Origin of the sequence: Variovorax sp. LjRoot84, assembly GCF_964254305.1 — a bacterium.
In the GTDB taxonomy this organism is placed as follows: domain Bacteria; phylum Pseudomonadota; class Gammaproteobacteria; order Burkholderiales; family Burkholderiaceae_C; genus Variovorax.
On the sequence record NZ_CAXUTE020000002.1, the window covers coordinates 1489024 to 1514121 of the forward strand.

Consider the following 25098-nt stretch of genomic DNA (forward strand, 5'->3'; position numbering starts at 1 on the left):
TCTGAATCCATTTTTTCAATCCAAAGGAAGTTCCATGTTCAAGATGATCGCGAAGCTCGTCCTCGCCGTGGCGGCCGTGCTGCCGCTGGCGGGCCAGGCGCAGGACGTGCCGTCCATCAAGCTCGGCTATGCCAAGTGCGCCCACTGCACCCCGCTGGCCATGACGCCGGAGAACGCCACCGGCGTCAAGCTGGAGGCCATCGGCTTCAACACCGGCAACGACGTGCTGACGGCGCTGCTCTCCAAGAGCATCGACGTCGCGCAGGTCACCTACCTGCACTACGCCACCGCGCTGGACAAGGGCTTCGACGTGGTCGCCATCTCGGGCCAGATCAACGGCGGCTCGCAGATCCTGGTGGGCAACCACCTGCCGCTGGCCGAGAACGACTGGGCCGGCCTCAAGAAGCTCATCGCCGACTACAAGGCGCAGGGCAAGCCCTTCCGCGTCGCGGCCTCGCGCGGCAACGCGCAGGACATCCACATGCGCGGCGCCTTCGCCAAGCAGGGCATCGACATCAACAAGGACGTGCAGTTCATCAACATCCCCAACCCCTCGGACCACGTGCAGGCACTGCGCCGCGGCGAGGTGGAGCTGATCTGCTCGGTCGACCCCTTCGCCACGCAGATCCGCGAGGTCAAGGCGGCCAAGTTCTTCGCCTTTCCCTATGACCAGGCGGCCGGCAAGCTCACCAACCTGATCGTCACCCGTTCCGACGTGATCGCTTCGAAGCGCAAAGGCGTGGAAGAAACCGTGCGCTCCATTGTCAAGGTCAACGGCCTGATGGCCGCCGACAAGGGCCTCTTCGTCGACACCATCCAGAAGGTCACCGGGCTGGACAAGGCCGTCGCCACCGGCGCGGTCGCCAACCTGTACCCCGACTACGAGATGCACCGCGCATCGGCCGTGGCCATCGCCGCGATGATGCGCGACCTGAAGTACATCAACACCGACGTGACGGCGGGCATCAGCAAGAACATGGACTACAGCTTCCTCGAAGCCGTCACGGGCAAGCCCAAGTCCGCGCTGGGCTACTGAAATGGCGCAGGCCATGGCATCCCGCTCCTTCCCGGCGCGCGTCTACAGCCGCATCGAGCGCGCGATCGTACCCGTGCTGCTGCTGGCGGGCTGGGAGATCTTCTCGCGCTCCGGCATCCTGCCGCCCGCCTTGCTGCCCGCGCCATCTCAGGTGCTGGTGGCCTGGGCGGACTGGGTGTTCGCGACCGACGGCAACACGCAGACCTACAGCGGCCACTGGATCTTTGACACGCTGGCGAGCGCGAGCCGGGTCTTCGCGGGCTTCGGCCTCGCGACCTTGCTGGGCGTGGGCATCGGCATGGCCATCGGCTGGTCGCGCACCACCGAAAAGCTGATCGAGCCGGTGCTGCAGATCCTGCGGCCGGTGCCGCCGGTGTCGTGGATTCCGCTGGCCATCATCTGGTTCGGCATCGCGAACAAGCCGGCCATCTTCCTGGTTTTCCTGGGTTCCTTCTTCCCGGTGCTGCTGAGCACCATCCACGGCGTGAAGACCTGCGACCGCAACCTGCTGCGCGCCGGCGCGATGACGGGCGGCACGCCGGGCAAGCTGCTGCGGCACATCGTGTTCCCGGCCGCGCTGCCGAGCATCTTCTCGGGCCTGCGCATCGCCATCGGCTCGGCGTGGATGCTCACGGTGACGGCCGAGATGGTGGCCGTGAAGAGCGGCGTGGGCTACGTGCTGTGGGACTCCTACTACTTCCTGCGCTACGACATCGTGATCGCGGCCATGGTCAGCATCGGGCTTCTGGGTTTCCTCAGCGATTTCGCCATCAAGCGCATTGCCGCGCACGTTCTGCGCTGGCAGCGCGGCTCGACCCTGCAAGCCAAGGAGGGCTGAAACCGTGAGCCTCATCACCATCCAGAACGTCACGCGCCTCTTCGACGATCCGAAGCGCAACACCGCCGTGAAGGCGCTCGACGACGTGAGCGTGAGCGTCGGACGCAACGAGTTCCTGTGCCTGCTGGGCCCGAGCGGCTGCGGCAAGTCGACGCTGCTCAACCTGATCGCCGGTTTCGACAAGCCCAGCAGCGGCACGGTCTCGGTCGGCGGCCATGTCGTGAGCGAGCCGGGCGCGGACCGCGGCGTGGTCTTCCAACAGCCCACGCTGATGCCCTGGCTCAGCGTCTGGGAGAACGTGGCCTTCCACCTCACGATGCGCGGCATGCCCAAGGCCGAGCGGCGCAAGAGGGCGCAGCACTTCATCGACATGGTCAACCTGCGCGGCTTCGAGAACCACTTCCCGAGCGAGCTCTCCGGCGGCATGAACCAGCGCGTGGGCATCGCCCGCGCCTTGCTGATGAACCCGGAAGTGATCCTGATGGACGAGCCCTTCGGCGCGCTCGACGAGCAGACCAAGATGGACATGCACGCCGAGCTGGTGCGCATCTGGCGCGAGAGCCGCAGCACCATCGTATTCGTCACGCACGGCATCGACGAGTCGCTGGCGCTGGGCACGCACGTGGCCGTGATGTCGGCGCGGCCGGGGTGCATACGCGAGATGATCGAGATCGACCTGCCGCGCCCGCGCGACCCGACCAGCCCACGCTTCAACGACTACAAGCGGCACATCCTGTCGCTGCTGCGCGCCGAGCCGGTGCCCCAGGAAGCCTGAGGTGCCCACATTCATCACGGGTGCGAGCGGCTTCGTCGGGCTGGGGCTGGCGGAGCATCTGCTGGCGCAAGGCGGGGAGGTGGTCGGCTTCGACATGGCGCCGCCCCGGGCATCGGCACTGCAGGCGTTCAGTGCCTTGCCGGGCCGCTTCTCGGCGGTGAGCGGCGACGTGCGCGATGCGGATGCGTTGCGGGCCGCCATGCGGCGGTACCAACCGAAGCGCCTGGCGATGCTGGCGGCCGTGACGGCGGATGCGCGGCGCGAACGTGCGGCACCGGGCTCCATCTTCGAGGTGAACGTCGGCGGCATGGTCAACGCGCTGTCGGCTGCCGTCGACTGCGGCGTGGAGCGCGTGCTGTACCTGAGTTCCGGTTCCGTCTACGGGGCCAGCGGCAAGGGCGCCGATGCCCTGGGCGAAGACGCGACGCCGCTGCGGCCCGAAGGCCTGTACGGTATCTCCAAGCAGGCCGCGGAAGCGGCGGCGCGTCGCATGGCCGCCTTGCACGGGCTGGATCTCGTCGTGGGCCGGCTTGCCACCTGCTTCGGTCCATGGGAGGCCGAGACCGGCGTGCGCGATACGCTGAGCGCGCCGCTGCAGGTGCTTCGCTGCGCCGACGACCGGATGCCGGCCGTGCTGCCCAGGCCCGGCCTGCGGGACTGGCTCTATGCGCGCGACGCCGCCGCCGCGCTGGCGCTGCTGCTCGAGCGGCCCCGCCTGCCGCATGCCGTCTACAACGTCGCTGCCGGCTTCAGCTGGCCCCTGGCCAGCTGGTGCGATGCGGTGGCCGCGCGCAAGCCGGGCTTTGCGTGGCGCATGGCCGCCGATGGCGAGCCGGTCACCATCGACTACTACGCGCCCTATGACCGGGCGCCCATGGACATCACGCGGCTGAAGGCGGACACCGGCTTCGTACCGCGCTTCGACCTGCCCGCCGCCGCGCAGGACTATCTCATCTGGCGGGAACAACATGCCTGAAGCACAACGCATGGCCGGCAAGGCCTGCATCGTGACTGGGGCCGCCTCCGGCATCGGCCGCGCCATCGCGCGCCTGCTGGCGGCGCACGGCGCCATCGTCGTGATCGCCGACCTGACGACCGAAGTCATCGAGGGCGGCATTCCCACCGCCGAGCTGATCGCCGCCGACCGGCACGAGGCCGCCTTCATCGCCACCGACGTGTCCAGCAGCGCGCAGGTCGATGCCCTGGTGGCGGAAACCGTGTCGCGCTACGGCCGCCTTGACGTGCTGGTCAACAACGCCTGCATCCGCCACGCGCGGTCCTTGCTGGAGCTCGAGGAGGCCGACTGGCAGCGCGTGCTCGACGTCAATCTCTCCGGCGTCTATCGCTGCTGCCGCGCCGCCGTGCGCCAGATGGTGGCGCAGGCGCCGGTGGACGAGGTGCGCGGCCGCATCGTCAACCTCTCGTCCCAGCACGGGATGATCGCCGCGCCGGAAGACCTGGCCTACGGCGTGAGCAAGGCGGGCATCGCCTACCTCACGCGCCAAGTGGCCGTGGACTATGCCGCGCAGCAAATCATCTGCAACGCGGTCGCGCCCGGAAAGATCCAGACGGGACAGGGCGGCCGCGCGCTCGACCCCGCCGTCATGGACCGCGCCGTGCGCCGCACGCCCTGGCCCCGGCTCGGCCGGCCGGAGGACGTGGCGCGCGCGGTGCTCTTTTTCGCGAGCAGCGACGCCAGCTTCGTGACAGGCGCGCAGCTCATGGTGGACGGCGGCTGGATGGCCGCCTGAACCGCCCTCCCACATTCACAGAATCACCAGACAACAGCAGACAAACCCATGGCAGATTTCGACCTTGTCATCCGCAATGCGCAGGCCACCACGGCCAGCGACGTCTTTCACTGCGACATCGGCATCAGCGATGGCCGCATCGTGCAGCTCGGCCTGGGGCTGGCGGCCGGCGCGCGCGAGATCGATGCCGCCGGCCGCTCAGTCACGCCGGGTGGCGTCGACGCGCATTGCCATCTCGACCAGCCGCAGGCGCCGCCGGTGCGCATGGCCGACGACTTCGACAGCGGCACCCGATCCGCAGCCTGCGGCGGCACCACGACCGTGATTCCCTTCGCGGCGCAGCAGAAGGGCCAGTCGCTGCGCGCTGCGGTGGAGGACTACCACCGGCGCGCCGAAGGTCGGGCCCACGTCGACTATGCCTTCCACCTGATCGTCAGCGATCCGACCCCGGCCGTCTTGAAGGAGGAGTTGCCGGAGCTGATCCGCGAGGGCTACGCCTCGTTCAAGATCTACATGACCTACGACGACCTCAAGCTCGACGATGGGCAGATTCTCGACGTGCTGTCGGTCGCACGCGAGCACGGCGCCATGGCGATGATCCATGCCGAGAACGCGGACTGCATCGAATGGCTGACGAAGAAGCTCGAGGCCGCCGGCCGCACCGCGCCGCGCTTCCACGCCCATTCGCGGCCCATGCTGGTCGAGCGCGAGGCCACGCACCGCGCCATCGCGCTGTCGGAGCTGGTGGACGTGCCGATCCTCATCGTTCACGTCTCGGGCCGGGAAGCGGTCGAGCAGATCCGTTGGGCGCGCGCGCATGGGCTCAAGGTGTTTGCCGAGACCTGCCCCCAGTACCTGTTCCTCACGGCCGAGGATCTCGGCATCGACGACAGCTACGGCGGCGCGCGCTGCGTCTGCAGCCCGCCGCCGCGCGACAAGGCGAACCAGGAAGTGATATGGGATGGACTTTCCGACGGCCTCTTTACCGTGTTCTCGTCGGACCATGCACCCTTCAAGTTCGAGGGGACCGAGGGCAAGAAGCCGGGGGGTGAGGAGGTCGACTTCCGCCATATTCCAAACGGCATTCCCGGCATCGAGACGCGCATGGCATTGCTGTGGTCAGAAGGCGTGCTGGCCGGGCGCATTACGCCGCAGAAGTTCGTCGAGCTCACGGCCGCGAACCCGGCCAAGGCCTACGGCCTGCATCCACGCAAGGGAACGATCGCCGTCGGCGCCGATGCGGATCTGGTGATCTGGGATGAGCGCGACTTCGTGCTCACCAACGCGCAGCTGCACCATGCGGTCGACTACACGCCCTACGAAGGCATGCACCTGTCGGCCTGGCCCGGCATGACGCTGACGCGCGGCGAGGTGGTGTGGGACGGCTCGCGCTTCACGGGCCGAGCCGGGGCAGGACGCTTCCTCGCCCGCGCCGCGCCCACGCTGCTGCCGAAGAAGCGGGGTTGAGCGCCGTGCGCCTGCTCGTCATCAACCCCAACATCTCCGAGAGCGTGACGGCGCTGATCGAGGCCGAGGCCAGGCGCAGCGCGTCGCCGGGCACCGAGCTCACGATGAAGACCGCGGCTTTCGGCGTGGCCTACATCGAGACGCGATTCGAGGCCCTGATCGGCGCCTATGCGACGGCGCAGATCGCGGCCGAGCACCATGCGGGGCATGACGCGGTCGTCGTCGCCGCCTTCGGCGACCCGGGACTCGCCGGCCTGCGCGAGGCGCTGCCCGTGCCGGTGCTGGGCCTCAGCGAATCGGCGCTCGCGAGCGCCTGCCTGCTGGGACATCGCTTCTCGATCATCGCGATCTCGCAGCGCATCCAGGCCTGGTACCGGGAGATGGTCGAGGCCAACGGACTCATCGGCAGGCTGGCAAGCATCCGTGCGCTCGAGCGTCCGCTTGCCGACATCGGCAGCGTGCAGGCCGACCATGCGCAGGCGCTGCGCACGCTGTGCGACCGGGCGGTCGACGAGGACGGCGCCGATGTGCTGGTGCTCGCCGGCGCACCGCTGGCCGGTCTGGCGCGCACGCTGCACGGACAGTTGCCCGCGCCGGTGGTGGACGGCGTCTCGAGCGCGGTGCGGCATGCCGAGACGCTCGTCGGGCTGCGGCCCGGCAAGGCGGTGCGCGGCAGTTTTGCCCCGCCGCCGAAAAAGCCGTACCGCAATCTTCCCACACCCATCGCCCGCCTGCTTAATCGATGACGTGCCATCGGCCCGGTCTGCTTGGTGCATGGGCGGTGCGAATGTTGCGTCCTTTTTTGTTCACGAGTTCAGGGTGATACCCCGTCATTGATATCTTCCGATTGGATAACTGGACGACAGGCAAGCCATCGCAGATGCCGTTGCGTAGGCGTGCGAACGCATCGGCTTCTCTACGATCACCGGCCACAGGATGGCGGACGAACTGATCGCCGAGTTGCGATCCGTCTTGACTGAGTTCATGAGCGGGCCTGACTCCATTCCGCCTCGCAAGTCTTTGCGACATTGCTACCCTTGCCAAAACGCGACATTCTTGGAGGCTCGGATCTCTCGGAACTCGTCCATTTTGGACCCTCGTACTTTTCCGGTTTCACCGTCTTACCCTCGTGGAATATTTTTCATCGATAAGGGAATGTTGTCGTTACCCCTACGGTCGAGCGCTGCGCCGCACCAAAGCCCGCGGTGACCGAGCTGATTCGCGCGTTGGGCATCGAGCGCCAATGACGCGGGTTACCCGGCCCGGACGTCCGCCTCCGCCACGAAGCGGTTGCGCAGGCGGCCCAGGCCGCTGATCTCGACCTCGACCACGTCGCCGGCCTTCAGCTGCGGCGACTTGCCGTCCGTGCCCATCCAGATCACGTCGCCTGGATAGAGGGTGAGGTAGCGCGTCATGCGGCTGATGAAGGTGCGGATGTCGAACAGCATGTCGGCGGTCCGGAAATGAGTGCACACCTCGCCGTTGAGCCGCACGGTGGTCTCGGCCGCGTCGAGGTCGAACTCGGTCTCGATCCACGGCCCCATCGGCTTGAAGGTGTCCGTGTTCTTGGAGCGCCAGAAGGTGCGGTCCGATGCCTGCCAGAGACGCTCGCTCACGTCGTTGCCGATGGTGTAGCCCAGCACGCACGAGAGCGCTTCGGCTTCGCTCAGGTGCTTGCCCTTCTTGCCGATCACGACGACGACCTCGCCCTCGTACTCGACCTGCTTCGCGTCCGACGGAATGACGACCGCCTCCTCATGCGCGACCAGCGCATTTACCGCGCGGTAGCCAATGTCGGCCTGCTTGGGTTCTGCGACGGGATTGCCGGTCAGCTCGGCGTATTCGCGGATGTGCTTGACGTAGTTGAGCCCGGCCGCATAGAAGGTGCGCGGTACCAGCGGCACTTCGATCTTGACGTCGGCCAGCTGGTGCACTGCCCCTGTCGGTTGATGCGGGCCGAAGGGCGTTCCGCGCACTTCGCGGATGCGGTCGTCGGGCCCGAGAATTCCGTAGGCGCTGGCCGCGCCGTGGGCTGAAAAATGGATCCACTTCATGCGCTGCTCCGGGCTTATTCGGCCTTGATGTTGGCGCTGCGGATCAGCTGCGACCAGCGCGTGCGGTCTTGGCCGAGCCACTCGCGGTATTGGTCCGGCCCGAGATGCTTGACCTCGGCGCCCAGCGACTTGAGTCTCGCCTGCATGGCGGGCTTGTTCAGGGCCGCGACGATGGCGGCGTCGAGCTTGGCGGCGATGGGCGCAGGCAGGCCCGCGGGGCCGACGAAGCCGATCGGTTGCGCATAGTCCTCGAAGCCCGGGAAGCCGAGCTCGGCGGTGGTGGGCACTTGCGGATAGTCGGGGTGCCGCTTGGCCGTGGTCGCGGCCAAGATCCGGATCTTTCCGCTGGTGACGAACTCAGACACGCCGATCATCGGGAAAAACATGAAGTCCACCCGGCCGGCCATCACCTCGGTCAAGGCCGGCGCGTTGCCCTTGAAGGGGATGTGGTTCATCTGTGTCTTGCTGCGCTGCTCCAGCAGGGCGGCCGCCAGATGCGCAGAGCCGCCCACGCCGGCCGTCCCATAGCTGACGACGCTCGGCCCGGTCTGTGCCTTCTTGATGAGGTCGCCAAGCGTCTTGTAGGGCGAATCGCCCGCCACGACGATGAGCTGCGGCAGCACCGCGACCATGCTGATCGGCGTGAAGTCCTTCACAGGGTCGTACTTGATGCGGTCGGGTTGCAGCAGCGGATTGACGTTGTGCGAGATGGTGTTGACGATCAAGGTGTAGCCGTCGGGCGCGGCTTGCTTCACGAACTCCGTGGCGATGTTGCCGTTGACGCCAGGCTTGTTCTCGACCACGAGCGGCTGGCCGAGCGTGGCGCCGATGTCCTGCCCCAGCACGCGCGCCAGCACGTCGGTCGGTCCGCCGGCGCTGTAGCCGACCACGAGCTTGATCGGCTTGCTGGGATAGTCGTTCTGCGCCTGGGCCTGCATATGGAGGCCGGCAGCGCCCCACAGGGCGGTCGCGATCAGCATGTGGCGGCGGAGGGTGTGGTGTCTCTTCATAGTCTTTTCCTTTGACGGTTCAAGGGTTCACGGGTTCACGAGATCGGGCGTTCGATTGGCGCGAGGCGCGGCGTTGCGGGCGGCCGGCGGCGAGGCCGCGGAGGCGGGCCACGACGCGTTCGGCTCGGCGGGCCGCAGCAAGTCGGCCGAGAGTTGCGCCACGGTCGGGGCGCCGCACAGGCGCATCGTCCGCAGCAGCTCATCGTGCAGGATGTCGAGCGCGCGCTGTGCACCGGCGTCGCCGGCAGCCACCGCGCCGAACAGCGTCGCGCGGCCGAGCAGCACGCCGTGCGCGCCCAGGGCCAGCGCCTTGGCGATGTCGCTGCCTCGGCGAATGCCGCCGTCGACGAGCACCGGCAAGCGGCCGGCCGCGCCTTGCAGCACCTCGGGCAGCGCCAGCAGGCTGGGCACGGCGCCGTCAAGTTGCCGGCCGCCGTGGTTGGACACGATGATGGCGTCCACGCCCATTGCGGCCAGGCGCCGCGCATCGTCGCCGCGGCTCACTCCCTTGACGATCAGCTTGCGCGGCCAGCGCTCGCGCACCTCGGCCAGCCGCTGCCAGTCGAAGGCCGGGTCGTAGCTGCGGCCGACCGAGGACGCGATGGCGGTCGCATTCGTGGCAGCGGCTTCAAGGCCGCGCAGGTTTTCCATCACCGGCATGCCGCGCAACAGCATGTCGAGCGCCCAGCGTGGCCGCGAGGCGAAGTCGAGCATGTTGCGCGGCGTGAAGCGAAACGGGATCGAGAAGTGGTTGCGGAAATCGCGCTCGCGCTTGCCGCCAACCGGCAGGTCGACCGTGATGACCAGCGCTTCGTACTCGGCTCGGCGGGCGCGTTCGATCAGTTGCCAGAAGAAGTCCCGGTTGCGCAGCACATAGGCCTGGAACCACAGGCGGCCGGGCGCCTTGTCGGCGATGGTTTCAATGGCTGTCGTGGCGCTGCTCGACAGGGTGTATGGCAGGCTCATCTTCGCGGCTGCGCGCGCGAGCGCGAGATCGGCGCCGCGGTAGCCGAAGCCGGCCGCGCCGGTGGGCGCGATGGCGGCCGGCATGCCGGCGGGCGCGCCCAGCAGGGTGCAGGCCGACGAGGCGCCGGCGACATCGACCAGCACGCGCGGCGCCAGGTGCCAGCGCTCGAAGGCGAGGCGGTTGCCCGCAAGGGTGCGCTCGTCCTCGGCGCCGCCGTCATAGAAGTCGAACACGGCGCGCGGCAGCCGTCGCCTGGCCAGCGCGCGCAGGTCGGCGATCGAGTAGCAGGCGGCGACGCCACGCGTCATGCGGCTTCGAGCTCCGTGTGGGCCACCGTGCGCGGCGTGCCGTCGTCGTGGAAGAAGCGCGTGGCCATCACCTGGCAGCGCTTGATGAGGCGCGGCTCGTCGGGCCGGTAGTCGGGGATCGCGTTGTGGATCGTGCCCATGTTGTCCCACATGAGCACGTCGCCGACCTCCCACCGATGCGCGTAGCGGAATTCGGGCCGGGTCTGGTGCGCGAAGAGGAAGTTGAGCGCCTCGTCGCTCTCCTTCTCGTCCATTTCGTTGATGCGGATCGCATAGCCCGGGTTGGCATACAGCACGCGCTTGCCCGTGAGGGGATGGCGCAGAAAGAGCGGGTGCGACACGGGCGGCCGGGCGGCGCGCTGCGCCGGCGTGAGCGGCGGGCGGGTACTGCCCCGCTCGCGGCGCATCATTTCCCAGAACTTGTCGAAGTCGTGCAGCACTGTCATGCCGTCGAGCCGCGTCTTCCACGCCTCGGGCAGCCCTTCGTAAGCGGCATGCATGTTGCAGAACTCGGTGTTGCCGAGCGGCTGGCCGTCGCGATGCGGGATCTGGATACCGTAGAGCACGTTGGTGAACGCGATCATCCTGTTGTAGGACATGTCGGTGTGCCAGTCCTGCCCGGCATCGGAAAGGCCGATCGGCTTGCCGTTTTCGACGATGTTGGAAAGCACCATGACTTCGGGCAGGCCCGGCTCCTGGTAGGCGCCCGCCACGTTGACTTCGAGTCGGCCGAAATTGGCCGAGAAGTCGAGCAGCTGGGCCGCGCTCAGATCCTGCTTCGGATAGCTGAGCACGCCATAGCGGCCGAGCACCTGCAGCAACTGCTCGAAGACTTCGGCCGACACCGGCCGCGACAGGTCGAGGCCTTCAACGCGGGCGCCGAGCGTGGCGCCGCCGGGAACGATGCGCATGGTCATGGGTGGGACTCCTTGTGTGGGTGAAGTTCGTCGAGAGCCTGGCCGCCGTCAGTACGCGGCATCGAGCAGCGCGCGAAGCTCGCTCTCGCCGGCGACGGGGCGGGGGTTGTAGTAGAGACCGCGTTCGCGTATCGTCTTGGCGGCGATGCGGTCGAACGACTCGCGCGGCACGCCGATGTCGCGCAGACGGGTCGGCACGCCGATGGCGGCCTGCAGTTCGCGCACGGCACGCACGAGGCCGGCGGCGCCTTCAACAGCGCCCAGCACCGCGGCAGCGCGGGCCAGCGGTCCGGCCGCGGCCTGAGCGTTGAAGGCGACGGCGTGCGGCAGCATCACGGCATTGGCATCGCCGTGGCCGACGCCGGTTACCGATCCGATCGCATGGCAGATCGCGTGATGCAGGCAGGTGCGGGCATTCACCAACACCAGCCCCGACAAGTGTGCGGCGTACAACAGTGCCGCGCGCGCCGACGCATCCTGCGGCTCACGATGCACGGCGGGCAAGGCCTCCGCGAAGCGCGCCATCGCGTCCAGCGCGAGGGTTTCGGCCAACGGCGAGCGCTCCAGCGCGTACAGGCCTTCGATGCAATGCGCCAGGCCGTTCATGCCGGTGGCGCACATCAACGCGGCCGGGACCTCGAGATTGGCGAGCGGGTCGATCAACACCAGGCGGGCCGCGAGCTGGATGTCGGTGAACAGCAGCTTGGCGCCGTCGCTGTCGCGCACGCCCAGCGAGACGGTGACTTCGGCGCCGGAGGCGGTTTGCGGAATGGCGACGATCGGCAGCTTGGGCGCAGCGAGACGCGGCGCGACCAGCGAAGCCGGCGGCGTGAAGCGCACCGCATGGTCGGCAAGGCGGCCGCCCTCGGCCATCAGGAGTGCAATCGCCTTGGCGGTGTCGGAGGCGCTGCCGCCGCCGATGGCGATGAAGCCGTCGACGCCATCGGCGATCGCGCGCGCCGCCAGCCGCTCCACGAGCTCGACGCTGGAATGCGCGGGCACTGGCTCGGCCAGCACATGCGGCAGGCCATTCATCGCCGCGACGCCGCGCGCGAACAGCGCCGAGCGCTGCGTGCGGGCGCCGCCCAGCACCAGCGGCCGCGCGATGCCGAGCGCGTCGAGTTCGGCGCGAAGGTCGTCGATGGCGCCTTCGCGCAGCACCAGCCGCATGGCCGCGCCGCGATGCGTGAAGGAGGATGGGAGCGTGCTCATTCGACGAAGGCGAAGGCCGCCACCATGCGTTGTTCGGCGATGCGCCAGTCGTGGCCAGGATCGCGCCGGAACACGGTGGTCGTGAGGTTGAAGCGCAGCGGGCCGGCGATGGGCGGGAGTGCCCTGCCGGGCTGCGCCGCCGCCGGATAGCGATAGGCCGTCATGTACGCCTCGACCTCGGCCGACTCGCCTTCGCATGCGCTCACGTAGGCGTTGGTCAGCACGTGGCGGGTGTCGACATCGGCCGCGCGGGCTTTGAGCGCCGCGCGCACGGCATTCTTGCCTTCCAGCCATTGGCCCTGGCGCAGCCAGCGGCAATCGTCGGTGAACAGCTCGAGCATCCGGTCGTAGCGCCGCATGTCGAGTGCGTGGAAGAACGCGTGCAGCTGCTGTGTCAGCCCGGCGAGCAGCGGTGCGACGATTGAAGATGGATGAGCGGTCATGTGATCTGCAGTTTAAAAACTGCCTTGCCCACTGGCGCACCCTGTTTGACAATCCAAGGTTTGCGATTTGGAAACCTTGCCATCGTGGATCGTCTTCGCTGCCTCCAGATATTCACCGAAGTCGCACGCTGCGGCAGCTTCGTGCGCGCTGCCATGCAGCTCTCACTCTCCCGGGCGACGATCACCAAGCACGTCGCCTGGCTCGAGGTCTCGATGGGCGCGCAATTGCTCAAGCGCACCTCGAAGCAGGTCGCCCTCACCGAAGCCGGCGCGCGCGTCCTAGAAGCAGCGCGCGACCTGCTCGAGCGCTACGAAGCGATCGAAGGCGAGGTGCGCGACGTCGTCCACCTGCCGCGCGGCGCGATCCGCGTCGGCACGCCGCCCTCGTTCGGCGCCTATCACCTCATGCGGCTGATCGCGCAGTTCACCCATCGCTATCCGGACATCGAAGTGACGGTGGTTCATGACGATGGCCGTTCCGACCTGGTCGCCGAGGCGCTCGATCTCTCGATCCGTATCGCACCTTCGCTCGAGGATGCGAGCTATGTCGCCCAGTCGCTCTTGAAGGCGCCGCAAGTGGTGGTGGCGTCGCCCGCCTACCTGAAGGCGCACGGCCGGCCCGCCACCGCAGCGGATCTCGCGCGCCACAACTGCCTGGTGCACATCATCAAGTCGGGCGCCGGCGTGTGGAAGTTTGCCGGCAACCCGCCGCAGGAAGTGCGCGTGCGCGGCACGGTGCGTTCCAACCTGGGTGACGCGATCAAGCAGGGCGCCTTGCTCGGCGCCGGCATCTCGCTGCATCCCTATTACATGGTGTCGGAGGAACTGCAGGCCGGGACGCTCGAAGCCCTGTTACCCAACTGCGTGCCTGAAGAGCTCGACATCAACGTCGTGTTCTCGACGCGGCGCAACATGCCGACGCGCGTGCGGCACCTGCTGGAATTCCTCAAGGAGTGGTCGCGCCATCCGCCCGACTGGGCCTTGCCCAGGGCGACTACCTGGCGCGCCCGAGTCACTCCGCCTTGAGCCCGAGCTGCCGGATCAGCGGACCCCACTGGTTCATTTCGGAGCGAACGAGACCGTCGAGCTCCTGCGCGCTGGAGCCGAAGCGGAAGCCGCTGGACGGGGAGACGTTGCTCGCGAGGCCGCGCATGTGACCGCACCGGCATCGGAGCGGGAGGTCTAAGGATGGTGTTCAAAACTCTGCCCAGACGAGTGCGGTGGCCGAAGCCGAAGCCGGAGCGTCGGCGGCAAGCGGCGAATTTGCATTGACACCCGAATCTTCGCCGGCCGATGCCAGGCGCACGGGCAGCAGCACGGCAGGCGTCGGATGAAGCGACGTCAATTCGCGTTGGCGGTCGCGCCGCCACTTGAACAACAAGTTGGCATTGATGGCGTGGGCCATTGCAATGGCCGCCACTGACGCGCCGGGTTGCATGCTCAGCTCGATCAGTCGCGCCTTGAATGCACGGTCGTGATGGCGACGTGACGGTTCACCGCCCTCTGCTTGACTCTTCATGGTGTGCACGATCTCCTGATGATGCACACCATCTCTGGGCACGCACTCTTCAGTCAGCATGCTCCGAGGTCAGGCCAGCTTCGACAACAACGGTCCTGGCCGGACTATTACTGCGAATCACGCGGGCGGAGAACTACAATTTTCCATGGCTGAGTTCCTCCGAACTTCCGTGACGTGGGTGATTGACTTCCACTACGACGGTCGTCCGCGACGTTGGTTTCGGGCGTTCCGCCCTAACGTCAACGTGCACGAGGCGATGGTGGCGGAGCTGCGCGACCTGTACGGGGAGCGGGCAACGCTCGTGGAGGTGCGCCCTGCCACGGACGAAGAGGAAACGGGCTACCTGCGTGGCGAGGAACCAAAAAACGCGTTCTGCCCAATGCCCGTTGCGCGCAAGCCTGGCTGAGCGCCGGGCTCCTCAGGGGCGAAGACAGCTCGATTGGACAGGTCAGCACCCCTGCCTGCGATTCATTGGAAGGGCGCAGTCATTGGAAACCAATGCTCCCGGTCATTTCGCAGCGCTTGTATGGTCGCTGCGTCGTGTGGCCGCGCCGTCACCAGATGACTTTATGACTACTGGCGGCTGGCGGCTGGCGGCTGGCGGCTGGCTGTTAGTCGTACCCTGGCAGGCGATGAGTCTTTGCGCCTTGATGGCCCCACGAGGCGCAGCAACTCCAACCGGGAAGGGCAAACCCCGCCCAGCAAGGCTCACATTCCGCACATCGAATCTGTCAATAAACCCGAATTTCCGTCGTAGCGGAAGGCGGCTTCAGGGCTTGTCGAGATAGGCTGAGGCGGGCACTCCCAGCAAGCCGAGGACTCGGCGCTGCAGCTCGGTGAGTTCTGGCGGGAAGACGCGAATGACCTCGCCATGGGCCAACACCGACACGCGCTCGGCGAGGCTGAACAGCCGCAGGATGTGTTCGGTGGTGGGCCGCCGACAGGCCCGGGCCTCGGGATAGAGGGGGAGCTGATCGATGTTGGCCGCCTGCATGCCCTGGCGCAACTCGCGCTCGATGAGCGCCTGCACCAGCAGGGCCAGGAAGTACAGGGTGAACAGCGCCTCGATGCGCGCCTCGTTCTTCAGGAACACGGGTGCGATCTCGTGCACCGACTTCAGCTGCTCGAAGCGCTTCTCGATGCATGGCTGACCCTTGTGGGCGGTGAGCACCTGGGCGGGCGAGAGGCTGGGGTCGTTGCAAAGCAACGGGTACATACCGTCGCTCTTCTGGTCGTAGGCGATGGCATGCGTGTCCAGCGTCCATTCGATGTCGAAGCGCCGGCGGGTGATCTTGCGGTAGGCGGTGTCCGGGCCCGGGCGTCCGCGGCGTGACTGCTTGAAGCTGTGCTCCTCGCGCACCACGCGCGAGACCTTCACATAGCGGGCGACCTTGTAGCGCTCCAGGATCTGCGCGACCTGCAGGTCGATCTGCGCGGCGCCGCGCAGCCGGGCGCGGGCAGCGGCCAAGCGTCGCTTGAGATCGCTCAGCTGTTCGATGGCCGCCGCCAGGTGCTTCTGGCGGCGATGGGTCTGGTGCAGGGTCAGCAGCGTGCTCCACACCCACACGATGGTGTACAGCTCCGCCGAGGGCAGTTCGGGCTTGAAGACGCACCACAGATCCCGCGGACCGTCGGCCTCGCGCGCATTGGGCCGGTCCCACACCAGCTCCCAGGGCGGCGAGCCGGTCTGGATCCATTTGCGGAACTGCGCATCCTCCTGACGCGAGCGCGGCATGACCGTCACGAAGCGCCCGCCGGCGCGCGCGATGTGCTGCATGTTGTCGTACGAGCAAAGCTTCGAGTCGGCGACATACAGGAAGTCGGCGCGCCCGGCCAGCTCGCGCAGCGTGTTCCAGGTCTCGATATGGGTGCGCACGTCGGTGGTGTTGCCACTGGCGCAGCGGAACTGCACCGGCACGCCGCCGTCGGCGGCGGTGGTGAGGATGAACAGCAGCTGCTTCAGATCGGGGCGATGGTCCTTCGAGTAACCGAAGGCTATGGCCGGCGCACTGCGCCCACGCACGCCGCGGCCACTGGCCTGGCGGTACTGACCGCACAGAGAGACCGACGTCGAGTCGTTGTGCAACTGCTCCATGCGCACGCCGAAGCGCTGCGCGACGGCCAGCACGACGCCGGTGAGCAGCGCGGCGCGATCGGCGTCGAACAGCCGATCCAGCGCGCGGCCGATGCGATCGTCGCTGAGTCGGGTGGCCTGCGCGGCATCGACGCCGAACAGGCCGGCGGCGAACCCGCTGGCGCTCTCCTGCTGGCGGTAGATCGGTTCGCGCTCGACGATGATCGAGCGCAGCAACACGCCCAGCGCCTGCGCATGGGAGACAGTGCTGCGGCCGTCGGCGGTGGGGACGTGGTGCTCGAGCAATTCGAGCAGACCCATGCGCGACAGGAAGTGATTGACCAAGGGTAAGGGACCCATCCGCTCGGCGAGCACGCCCAGCGCGGAGGGTGAGAGCGGAGGTTGAAGTGCCATCCTTCTTACATCATAATATATGTAAGATTGAAACAAATCAAGATCAGGCAGCGCATGACCATCCCCTCCAAGCGCAGCGTGCAACGCGCGCGCGAACGCATCCAGGGCATCCGCGCCTCGCTGGGTGAATTCGAGCTGCTGTGTTCGGGCACGCTGAGCCAGCGCATGATGAAGTGCGGCAAGCCCAACTGCGGCTGCGCCACCGATCCGGCGGCGCGCCACGGCCCGTACTACCAATGGGTGCGCACACGCGCGGGCAAGCCGACCGCCCGCTACGTCAGCGAACAGCAGGCGCAGATCCTGAGCCAGGCGATCGACAACTATCGTCAGGTCAAGAGGATGCTGCGCGACTGGGAGGAGAACACCGAACGCCTCATCGACGCCGTGCAACCACCCGCGCCTTGACCGGGCCCCAAACGTCCCGGTAATTGCGAGTTATTGCGTCGCAACATGTGCGGAATGTGAGGCAAGGCGCCAACTGTCGTGTCGAGTGCTTCTGCAATTGACTTCAGCTCAACCTCGTCGGGCAGCGCGAGCCCCTTCAGTACCCTCCCCAGTCGGTACTCAGCGCGCGCATCAAGCACTTCCTCCTCAGAAGCTCCGAGGGACTTCCGAATGAGGCCAACGCGGGTGAAGCCAAGTGCGGCCGTGCGCGCACGAACTTGCAGGGCCAGGTCCCATGCGAGCTTCCCGCGTTCCCTGACTGCAACATGCTCGTCAGCGTGTCGGATTCGCTGTCGATAGGGTGACTGGTCGATGCCTCTTGGCAGCGCGACGTTGCGATGGTGCGCTGGTGGTGCTCCCGATGAGGAACGATTTGGCCCACAGGGGCCTGCAGCTTCACTCATGGGTAGTGACGATAGAAACGTACAAAAACATGATCACCTGGCCGGCGGTTATAGGAGGCGGCACGGTCGTCACAACGAACGCGTTGCAGACTTCCATCGAGCGCGACCGTTGAGGAATCGAGCGACGACGACCGCGTCTTTTCGCAGCGACTGGCGCCTGGTGCTCCGTTCAGGAGCTCCGTGCCGCAAGGGATGTCAACTCGCTACTGGAAGCCGTCAAGCCGAGCCATGCCAACGCGGAGGTGGCTCGGAGAGCCCGCCGCAGTTCGCTCTCGCGCACTGCCGGCATACGGTCTCCAGCTGAAAGAATGTTGTTAACTCTGGAGGATGGCCGGTCGAATCCGGCGAGCAAGCGCATTGCTGGCACGCCCAGCGCTGCAAAGTTCGCGTGGTCTGAATTGGCCATCAGGGGCAAATAAGAACCGATGTGCAGGTCCGCAGCAGAACTGGCCCGCTCCACGAAGGGCTCAAGTCCCGGGAAGTCGCTGGTCAGCGCAGTCAGGTTTTCATCGCCAGCGACCGTATCCAGATTGATGTTCAGCTTCAAGGTCGCGAGCTCACTGGCTTCAAGACTCTTCAGGTATCCCGCAGAGCCCGACAAGGCCCATTCTTCCGCGGAGAAGAAGCAGATGCGCAGGCTGTTCGTTCCTCTCCCGACCCGCATGGCCAGCGCCCTGGCGGCGGCCAAGGCTGTGGCCACCCCCGTGGCATTGTCCAGCGCGCTCTCGCCGAGGTCGTGGCCATCGATGTGGGCGCTGATGACAACACGTTCCTCGAACTCCCCAGGGATGTCTAGTACGCCGACGCCCGCGGTCGAGCCTTCCAACTCCTTTCCGGCAATCGTCAATCGGATTGGTGCGTTTGGGCCAGCTGATGCGATGCGGTCCGCCGACTCCCGGTCGATGTAGGCGGCCGGAATGCCCGGCTTGCCACGGCCCCTTCCTGAAGAACCAGATAGAAGTCCCTGCTCGGGCAGATTGTTCGCAATCAGGAATCCCGCAGCCCCGCGGGAGACTGCCATGTCGTACTTCTTGCGACGGTGCAGGTGGGTCGGCGAAAACGGATACTCGTGGCGAACGAGGACGATGCGTCCGCGAATCTGTTCGCCGGCTGCATCGAAATCGCTCTGGCGCCCTTGCCCCAGGTCAATGACGGCCGCTTCGAGTCCTTCGGGGGGCGTTGCCATTGAACGCAGGAGCGGCCGGGAAGACAAGGTCTCCGAGCGGCCCAAAAGCAAGAGTTCGGCTTTCTCGCACACCCAGCCGTCGTAGGAAACCTCGACGCGGCGCGCACCGCGGCGTACCTCATTCAGCCTGCCAATCGTCCAATCCAATGCGTCGGAATCCTGTCCGCTTCCCGCGAGCCGTCCGCCGAAACTACAGATGCGTTCGAAGTCAGGCATCAGCATCGGGTCCATAGCGGCCTCATCCAGCCACCGATTCAGAGAGATGTTCATGGTAGAGCGCAATTGCTGTTTGTCGGCTGCTCACTCAACCTTGAGTTGTGCCCGCTGGACGACATCTCGCCATCTCACCGCGTCATCGCGGATGAACTTGCGCAACACTCCTGCGCTCGTATCGGCTGGCACTTCGACGCCTGCCGACTCCATGCGCATGCGCACGCTCGGCAACTTCATCACCTGCCGCATCGCGTCGCCCAGGCGAGTCTGGACCGCCTGGCTGACGCCTGCAGGAGCAACCAGCCCCCACCAACTCTCCACGGTCATGTTCGGAATGCCACTTTCCTGGAACGTGGGAACGTCGGGCGTTGCTTTCTGCCGCTGTGCGCTGGTAACCGCAATGGCGCGCAAGCGACCTGCGCGATAAAGGCCGCTCGCACTGGCCATCGTGGTGAAACTCGTCTCAATCTGGCCCGCGGCAAGGTCGTTCACGGCTGCCGATGCGCCTTTGTACGGGACGTGGACCATCTTGACGCCCGTGTTAATCATGAACAGTTCCGCCATCAGGTGGGTCAGCGAGCCGTTGCCTCCAGACCCGATGGATATGGCCGAGGGCTTCGCTTTCGCCGACCTGACCAAGTCGGCAGGAGACCGCGCAGAAAAAGTCTCGTTCACGAACAGGTAGGTCGGAGCGACACCCATCAGCGAGATGGGAGCGAAGTCCTTCTCGATGTTGTATTTGGCGCGGTCCCGGTACAGAGCGGGCACGATGGTGAAGGGCACATCGACGAGCAAGAGCGTGTAGCCGTCAGCACGCTCGCCGGCGACAAACTGGGTGGCGAGTAGAGAGCCCGCACCCGGTCGATTCTCGATGATGACCGCCTGACCCAAGGCCTTGCCCAGTTCGTCGCTGACGGCCCGCGCCAGCACGTCGGAGCTGCCGCCAGGAGAGTAGGGCACGACAATTTTGACCGGCTGCTCCGGATACTGCGCAGCGGCGCCGAGGCCCGCGAGGGCAAGTGCCAAAGCCGGCACCAGGGAAATGAGTGAGCGTCGCATGGTCGTCCAAGAATGGTGAACTCCACGATTCTGGTTGGCCCAAGCCCACTGCGCCAAGCGATGAATGGGCATACGCTATTCCATTCTGGAATGCCGTCTCGCCTTCGTTGATTTGCCCTGGCCTGGTGGCAACAAGTTCTTGGCCATGCTGTCAACCCATTCGCAGAAGCTGTCCAGATACGGTCCACTCTGGTTCGGCCTTGGGAGCATGAGGTAGTAGCCATACCGCCCAGACACCGTTTCATCGAACGGACGCACGAGCGCCCCGGTCTCGAGATGCTCGCGGACCAGGCAGAGCGGAACGATTGCGGCCCCCAGTCCATTCAGGACTGCCGGCAGCAGCACGGAGAACCCCTCGTACTCGGGAGCGTGGACGCCTGGGCCGTCCCAGCCCGGTGCCATCTCTGCTCGCCATTCATCCCATCCATAGCCCCGCTGGGCGCGCTTGAGCAGCGTGACTGAGGAGAGATCCTCGGGGGCCCGGAGCCGATGAGCCTTTGCCAGCGAAGGCGCGATGACCAATCCCATCTCGCGACCGCAGAGGTAGGAACTTGTCATGCCGCTGACGTGGCCGGTGTGCAGCTGTATTTCAGCGTCGAAGCCCTCCTGCCTGTCGCGCGGAGTCATGAGCCGCGGTCGAATGTTCAACCTAACGTCCGGGTGTAGGTCGAAAAATTCCCTCATGCGCGGGATGAGACAGAACTGCGCGAACGAGGGCGATACCGCGATGTTCAGATTGACGCGGGTTTCCGGACGGGCCACCAATGCCTCGGCCTCGTCGATAAGCCGTAAAGCCGCGGATATCTTCTCAAGATAGACCGCGCCGGCGTGTGTGATTCGCAACCCGGTCGGAGTTCGCTTGAACAGCGCTGACCCGAGCCGTTCTTCGAGCGACTGAATGTGTTTGCTGACAGCGCTTTGAGTGAGATGAAGGTCCTCTGCGGCGCGGCTGAAGTTCAGCTGGCGCGCAGCGACGAGAAAGACTCTCAGCGACGTCAAAGAGTTGCGAGAGCCCTTCATCGGTTGCCGAGGCTAGAGCGAAAGTAGCGGTCAGCACGAGCGAGGTCGCTCAAGCAGTTCGCGTTGTCCAAGGTTTGGCTGGGCAAGAACTCCGCACCCCCTTCATCCGACAGCCAAAGATGGAAAGTGTTCCCCAGGCGTGATGGAATCGACAAACACTGAAGAAAAACGGGTCCGCCGTCCGCCTGTGGCCCGCCAGCGGGCATCGAGCTTACGAGCGAATCGTCTCTCCGAAGTCCCACCCCGAAGTCTTCCGCCGTTAGCGACCCTCGCACTTGACCTCTTCCTTGAACACCTCGCGGCTGGCCTCGAGCTTGACCTTGCATGGCCCATCCCCGGAACTCATCCTTCCATTCCCCGCGCCACGTTGCTCCGATGCCATCCTTGCACTTGACCTCTCGCTTGAACTCCCCTCGCTTCGATTCCTGCTTGACTTCGCAAAGGCCTAGGCCAGCGGTCCTCCCGCCAGTCGCTACGCCAGTCGTTGCGCCGCCAGCGCTTCTTTGAGTCATCGTCATCTGCGAGAGCGCACGGGGAGGCGATGGCGGAAAACAGCATGAATGCTACAGCGGCTCGAATGGACATTTCGTACTCCTTGACGAGGGATGCGGCATCGAAAGCCTGTGCCAGGTGGCGCTGCCGCGCTCAGCGTCGATACGGATTGTGCGGGCGTCGGTCGTAACGATCAGGCACGCCATCGCGGTCGCTGTCCCGGCGTGCGTGGCGGTAGTGGGCACGGCGGTCGTGACGATAGTCGGCACGGTAGTCGTGATGGCGTACATAGCCATGCCGTGTGACGTGGTGCGGCGGGGGTGGCGGAACAACGACCACGCGAGGGCGATGGCCGCGGTCTCCATGGTGGGGCTGTGCTTGAGAAGGAGCGCTCAATGCGGCCAATGCGACTACGGCTGCAGCGCCGAATGCGAAAAACATCTTCTTCATTGCAGCTCCTTCGAGGAGTTGTATTCAGGAGCTCCGATACTGAGGGCGAAATGTGAAGGACAGGTAAGGCCGGAGCGAAATCTCGATGAATCTTCTACCAGTCACCGAACTTCAGGCCTGGCGTCCAGCGGCCGCCCGTCCGGGTCGCAGACCAGCCCGCAGCCCTGGTCCACCGGCTGCGCGGCTGTGCCGCGGTCGTGCGACATCGCCATCCATTCGGCGTCGAGAATCGTCCAGCCTTTTTCACGCTGGTGGCCGATCACCGTGGCCAGCACCGACAGGGCGATGTCGTCCACGCGGCAGACGTTCAGGCCGGCCATCACGAGATCGAAGAACACGAACACGCCGGCGCGCACTTCGGTGACGCCTTCCAGGCGCTCGGCGAAGAGCGCGGTCGGCGTCGAGCCGATGGCGCGGAGGTCGCGGCGTACGCTGGCCTCGTCCACGGCACCTCGCAGTCGAACGCGCGCAGGACCGATGTCAATTTCGATCACGCTTTGCGAGGCCCGGTCCGTGGGCAACGACTTTGAAACGGCCGGCGTCGAAGTCGCCTGCACGGTCACCGGCAACAGGATCGAGCTTGGTTCGGCCTCGTTGCTCGACTTCTCCGAACGCAGGCGTAACCGGCGCCAGTTGAACCGGAGGTTCGCGTTGATGCCGTGCTTCTGCGCAATGGCCGCGACGGATGCGCCAGGCTCCAGGCCCAGATCGACCAGCTCTCGCTTGAGCGACTCGCTGTGCCGGCGCCGGATGTCCTTGCTCGAGGTGACTCGCTTGTCCATGTGTGCACTTGACCAGTTAGATGCACACATCCAAGTGTGAGCGATCCTGCTCACGCCGGCGCGATTCCGACGGAGGCCTTGACGGGAGCCTTGGCCATTCGCGGGACGGCTATGAGGAGCCAGAGCCAGACTGCTTGTGGGCCGGTTCGCCGATGCGCATCACCTCGCGCGACAGGCCGTAGCGCTGCATCTTGACGTAGAGCGTGCTCTTGGCGATGTGCAGTTGGCGCGCCGCGAGCGTGAGGTTGCCTTCACTGGCGATGATTGCGCGTCGGATCAACGCTTCCTCGCCCTCGGCGATGCTGCGCACCTCGGCGCCCAGCGCTTCGGGGTGCGCTGCGCCCGAAGTTTCAAGGCCCGACAGTTCGGGGGGCAGTGCCTCGCAAGTCAGTGGTTCCGCCTCGCTCATCATCACGGCTCCCTGAATCACGTTGCGCAACTCGCGTACGTTGCCAGGCCAGCGGTACGACGCCAATCGCGCGAGCACCGCCACATCCAGAACCTCGGGCTCCGTCCCCTGCTCGCTCCGAAAAAGTTCCAGGAAATGCTGCGCAAGAAGCGCGACGTCACCCTGGCGCTCGCGCAACGGCGGAATGCGCAGGCTGGTGACAGCGATGCGATAGAACAGATCCATGCGGAACCGGCCCGCCGCGATCTCCTCGCGCAGGTCCCTGTGCGTGGCGGCGATCAGCCTGAAGTTCACCCGGCGCGGCGTGTTCTCTCCAAGGCGGTAGATCTCTCCCTGCTCCAGCACCCGCAGCAGATGCGGCTGCATGTCCATCGGCATCTCGCCGATCTCGTCGAGGAACAGCGTGCCGCCGTCGGCGGCCTCGATCTTGCCGGCCATGCCGCCCTTGCGTGCGCCGGTGAAGGCACCGTCGGCATACCCGAACAGTTCGCTCGCCAGCAGTTCGCGCGACAACCCGCCGCAGTTGAGCGCTATGTACGGGCCCGCGCAGGAGCCGTGAACGCCTCGCGCGAACTCTTCCTTGCCCACGCCGGTCTCGCCTTGCAACAGCACCGGCGTCCGGGACCGCGCCAATTGCCGCGCCTTGCCGATGACCTGCAGCATGGTCGGGTCTGCTGTAATGACGGTGGCAAAGGCGTCGCCGGCTGCCGCACTGTCTCGTTGGCCATGGCTTGCCTCTTGCGTCGCCATCGAGGGGTGCAGCGTCGCGCGGCCGCGCACCGGCACCACCAAAAGCGTACCCAGATGCTCCCCCTTGACGATCAGCGGCTCGAGCCACTCGGGCTTGATCCACAGGGGCAGCTGACGCCGGTGGCCGCCGCGCCCCAGCCGACCTGCAGCGAGTTCGGGCAGCCGGTGCGCGCCGGACAGGTCGATCTCACCGCCAGCGGCCGCGATCGCGATGTGCGCATGCTCGTTGGCCTTGATCGGACTGCCTCGCCGATCGAACAACACCAGACCCTCCTGCCGACCCGAATTCCAGCGGCCCATGCCGTGCTCCAACAAATGGTAGCGGCGCTCCATCTCCACCATGGCAAGCCGGCTTTCGATGCGGTTCGCGGTCGTGACCACCAGCGCCAGGCTCTGCCGGCTGTACGTCTGCGACAGGCCCGAGACGTCCAGCACGCCGATGATCTCGCCGTCCGTCGGATGCCGCACCACGGCGGCCGAACAGGTCCATCGCTTGATGCCGGCACAGAAATGCTCGGCAGAGTGGATCTGAACCGGCTGGCCCATGGCGAGGGCCGTTCCGATCGCATTGGTGCCGCACAGCGCCTCGTTCCAGGTTGCGCCTGGCATCAGGTGGATGGTTTCGGCCAATCCCATCGCCGGCGTGTCACCCTCCGTCATGAGAATCGTGCCGCGGGTGTCGGCCAACGCCATCATGGTGCCGGTTTGCGAGAGGAAGTCGTGCGCGCAGGCCATGGCCGGGGCGCTGGCTTCCAGAAGCTCGCGCTGGCGTTCGCGCAGCAGGAAGAGATCCTGCTCGGACAACGGCTGCGGCCCAACACGACGGTTCGGATCGACCTGCGCCTCCTGGCAGCGTTGCCAGGAAATGTCCACCAGCGAGCGCAGCGCCTCTGTCGGCCGCACGTCTCCACCGACGAAGGATTCCCACGCCGCCATGATGGCCGGCTCGTCGCCAGGGGTCGAGAACATCTGTTTGTCCCGTGGTTCCATGCTTGTCTCCGCCGGGCCGTGCAATGCGGCCTGCATGTTTGTGGGCGCGTCCGTGGGTGCAGGCGCTGCTCTCTGAATGATAGAGACAATGGCCATGGTGGGGCAACGCCCCAT

23 protein-coding genes and 1 pseudogene are annotated in these 25098 nt (G+C 66.2%); 10 read left to right on the plus strand and 14 right to left on the minus strand.

Features of this window, described 5'->3' with window-relative positions; all coding sequences use genetic code 11:
• The first annotated feature begins 34 nt into the window (after positions 1-34).
• From ACSQ9I_RS37980 to ACSQ9I_RS38010, 7 genes are read left to right on the plus strand one after another with little or no spacing between them, the layout of a single operon-like run.
• The gene (locus ACSQ9I_RS37980) at positions 35-1036 is read left to right on the plus strand and encodes an ABC transporter substrate-binding protein (protein ID WP_436297212.1); all 1002 of its coding nucleotides are present in this window, start codon (positions 35-37) and stop codon (positions 1034-1036) included.
• A gap of 13 nt (positions 1037-1049) precedes the next feature.
• Positions 1050-1874, plus strand: coding sequence for an ABC transporter permease (locus ACSQ9I_RS37985; RefSeq protein ID WP_436297211.1), 825 nt, complete (start codon positions 1050-1052; stop codon positions 1872-1874).
• Between the two features lie 4 nt (positions 1875-1878).
• Complete coding sequence (locus ACSQ9I_RS37990) at positions 1879-2649, plus strand: ABC transporter ATP-binding protein (protein ID WP_436297210.1); 771 nt, start codon at positions 1879-1881, stop codon at positions 2647-2649.
• Position 2650: 1 nt separating this feature from the next.
• Positions 2651-3625: an NAD-dependent epimerase/dehydratase family protein gene (locus tag ACSQ9I_RS37995; protein ID WP_436297209.1), complete on the plus strand. Its 975-nt coding sequence runs from the start codon at positions 2651-2653 to the stop codon at positions 3623-3625.
• Entirely contained in the window at positions 3618-4400 is a 783-nt protein-coding gene (locus tag ACSQ9I_RS38000) for an SDR family NAD(P)-dependent oxidoreductase (protein ID WP_436297208.1), read from the plus strand. The genes ACSQ9I_RS37995 and ACSQ9I_RS38000 overlap by 8 nt, the downstream gene beginning before the upstream one ends.
• A gap of 48 nt (positions 4401-4448) precedes the next feature.
• A complete protein-coding gene (gene hydA / locus ACSQ9I_RS38005) occupies positions 4449-5867 on the plus strand; it encodes a dihydropyrimidinase (RefSeq protein WP_436297207.1) in 1419 nt (472 codons plus the stop codon).
• 5 nt (positions 5868-5872) lie between these two features.
• A complete protein-coding gene (locus ACSQ9I_RS38010) occupies positions 5873-6613 on the plus strand; it encodes an aspartate/glutamate racemase family protein (protein WP_436297291.1) in 741 nt (246 codons plus the stop codon).
• Positions 6614-7120: 507 nt separating this feature from the next.
• On the opposite strand, the gene ACSQ9I_RS38015 is transcribed toward ACSQ9I_RS38010, so the two are convergent.
• Genes ACSQ9I_RS38015 through ACSQ9I_RS38040 form a run of 6 tightly spaced genes read right to left on the minus strand, consistent with a single transcriptional unit; the run spans position 7121 to position 12778 of the window.
• Complete coding sequence (locus tag ACSQ9I_RS38015) at positions 7121-7921, minus strand: fumarylacetoacetate hydrolase family protein (protein ID WP_436297206.1); 801 nt, start codon at positions 7919-7921, stop codon at positions 7121-7123.
• A gap of 14 nt (positions 7922-7935) precedes the next feature.
• Positions 7936-8931 carry a Bug family tripartite tricarboxylate transporter substrate binding protein gene (locus tag ACSQ9I_RS38020; protein ID WP_436297205.1) on the minus strand — a complete coding sequence of 332 codons (996 nt, stop codon included), beginning with the start codon at positions 8929-8931 and terminating at the stop codon, positions 7936-7938.
• Between the two features lie 27 nt (positions 8932-8958).
• Positions 8959-10206, minus strand: a complete 1248-nt coding sequence (locus tag ACSQ9I_RS38025) for an alpha-hydroxy acid oxidase (RefSeq protein ID WP_436297204.1) — start codon at positions 10204-10206, stop codon at positions 8959-8961.
• On the minus strand, positions 10203-11123 hold the full coding sequence (locus tag ACSQ9I_RS38030) for a TauD/TfdA dioxygenase family protein (RefSeq protein WP_436297203.1): 921 nt from the start codon (positions 11121-11123) through the stop codon (positions 10203-10205). The genes ACSQ9I_RS38025 and ACSQ9I_RS38030 overlap by 4 nt, the downstream gene beginning before the upstream one ends.
• Before the next feature lie 48 nt (positions 11124-11171).
• Positions 11172-12335, minus strand: a complete 1164-nt coding sequence (locus ACSQ9I_RS38035) for an iron-containing alcohol dehydrogenase family protein (protein ID WP_436297202.1) — start codon at positions 12333-12335, stop codon at positions 11172-11174.
• Positions 12332-12778, minus strand: a complete 447-nt coding sequence (locus ACSQ9I_RS38040) for a nuclear transport factor 2 family protein (protein WP_436297201.1) — start codon at positions 12776-12778, stop codon at positions 12332-12334. Before ACSQ9I_RS38040 ends, ACSQ9I_RS38035 begins: the two co-directional genes overlap by 4 nt.
• Here ACSQ9I_RS38040 and ACSQ9I_RS38045 point away from each other — a divergent pair.
• The gene (locus tag ACSQ9I_RS38045; protein ID WP_436317064.1) at positions 12767-13804 is read left to right on the plus strand and encodes a LysR substrate-binding domain-containing protein; all 1038 of its coding nucleotides are present in this window, start codon (positions 12767-12769) and stop codon (positions 13802-13804) included. The genes ACSQ9I_RS38040 and ACSQ9I_RS38045 overlap by 12 nt on opposite strands.
• On the opposite strand, the gene ACSQ9I_RS38050 is transcribed toward ACSQ9I_RS38045, so the two are convergent.
• Positions 13791-13931 (minus strand): hypothetical protein, encoded by a 141-nt coding sequence (locus ACSQ9I_RS38050; protein WP_436297199.1) that lies wholly within the window; start codon positions 13929-13931, stop codon positions 13791-13793. The two genes, ACSQ9I_RS38045 and ACSQ9I_RS38050, sit on opposite strands and share 14 nt — an antisense overlap.
• A 42-nt stretch (positions 13932-13973) precedes the next feature.
• Positions 13974-14357: an IS66-like element accessory protein TnpA gene (tnpA, locus tag ACSQ9I_RS38055; protein ID WP_436297198.1), complete on the minus strand. Its 384-nt coding sequence runs from the start codon at positions 14355-14357 to the stop codon at positions 13974-13976.
• An 85-nt stretch (positions 14358-14442) separates the two neighbouring features.
• Here tnpA (ACSQ9I_RS38055) and ACSQ9I_RS38060 point away from each other — a divergent pair, with 85 nt between their 5' ends.
• Positions 14443-14703, plus strand: a complete 261-nt coding sequence (locus ACSQ9I_RS38060; RefSeq protein WP_436297197.1) for a hypothetical protein — start codon at positions 14443-14445, stop codon at positions 14701-14703.
• A gap of 363 nt (positions 14704-15066) precedes the next feature.
• Here ACSQ9I_RS38060 and ACSQ9I_RS38065 read toward each other — a convergent pair whose 3' ends face one another.
• On the minus strand, positions 15067-16785 hold the full coding sequence (locus ACSQ9I_RS38065) for an IS1634 family transposase (RefSeq protein WP_436317065.1): 1719 nt from the start codon (positions 16783-16785) through the stop codon (positions 15067-15069).
• 54 nt (positions 16786-16839) lie between these two features.
• Between ACSQ9I_RS38065 and ACSQ9I_RS38070 the strand changes: the two genes are divergently transcribed.
• Positions 16840-17190, plus strand: coding sequence for a DUF6788 family protein (locus tag ACSQ9I_RS38070; RefSeq protein ID WP_436316033.1), 351 nt, complete (start codon positions 16840-16842; stop codon positions 17188-17190).
• Positions 17191-17802: 612 nt separating this feature from the next.
• Here ACSQ9I_RS38070 and ACSQ9I_RS38075 read toward each other — a convergent pair.
• The 5 genes and pseudogenes from ACSQ9I_RS38075 to ACSQ9I_RS38095 form a co-directional block, all read right to left on the minus strand.
• Positions 17803-19089, minus strand: a complete 1287-nt coding sequence (locus tag ACSQ9I_RS38075) for a M28 family peptidase (RefSeq protein ID WP_436317066.1) — start codon at positions 19087-19089, stop codon at positions 17803-17805.
• Between the two features lie 30 nt (positions 19090-19119).
• On the minus strand, positions 19120-20091 hold the full coding sequence (locus ACSQ9I_RS38080; protein ID WP_436297195.1) for a tripartite tricarboxylate transporter substrate binding protein: 972 nt from the start codon (positions 20089-20091) through the stop codon (positions 19120-19122).
• A gap of 75 nt (positions 20092-20166) precedes the next feature.
• A complete protein-coding gene (locus ACSQ9I_RS38085) occupies positions 20167-21111 on the minus strand; it encodes a LysR substrate-binding domain-containing protein (protein ID WP_436297194.1) in 945 nt (314 codons plus the stop codon).
• Positions 21112-22178: 1067 nt separating this feature from the next.
• A pseudogene (gene tnpA / locus ACSQ9I_RS38090) lies at positions 22179-22865 on the minus strand (IS66-like element accessory protein TnpA); the annotation flags it as partial.
• A gap of 79 nt (positions 22866-22944) precedes the next feature.
• On the minus strand, positions 22945-24984 hold the full coding sequence (locus ACSQ9I_RS38095) for a sigma-54-dependent Fis family transcriptional regulator (protein WP_436297192.1): 2040 nt from the start codon (positions 24982-24984) through the stop codon (positions 22945-22947).
• Between the last annotated feature and the right edge of the window lie 114 nt (positions 24985-25098).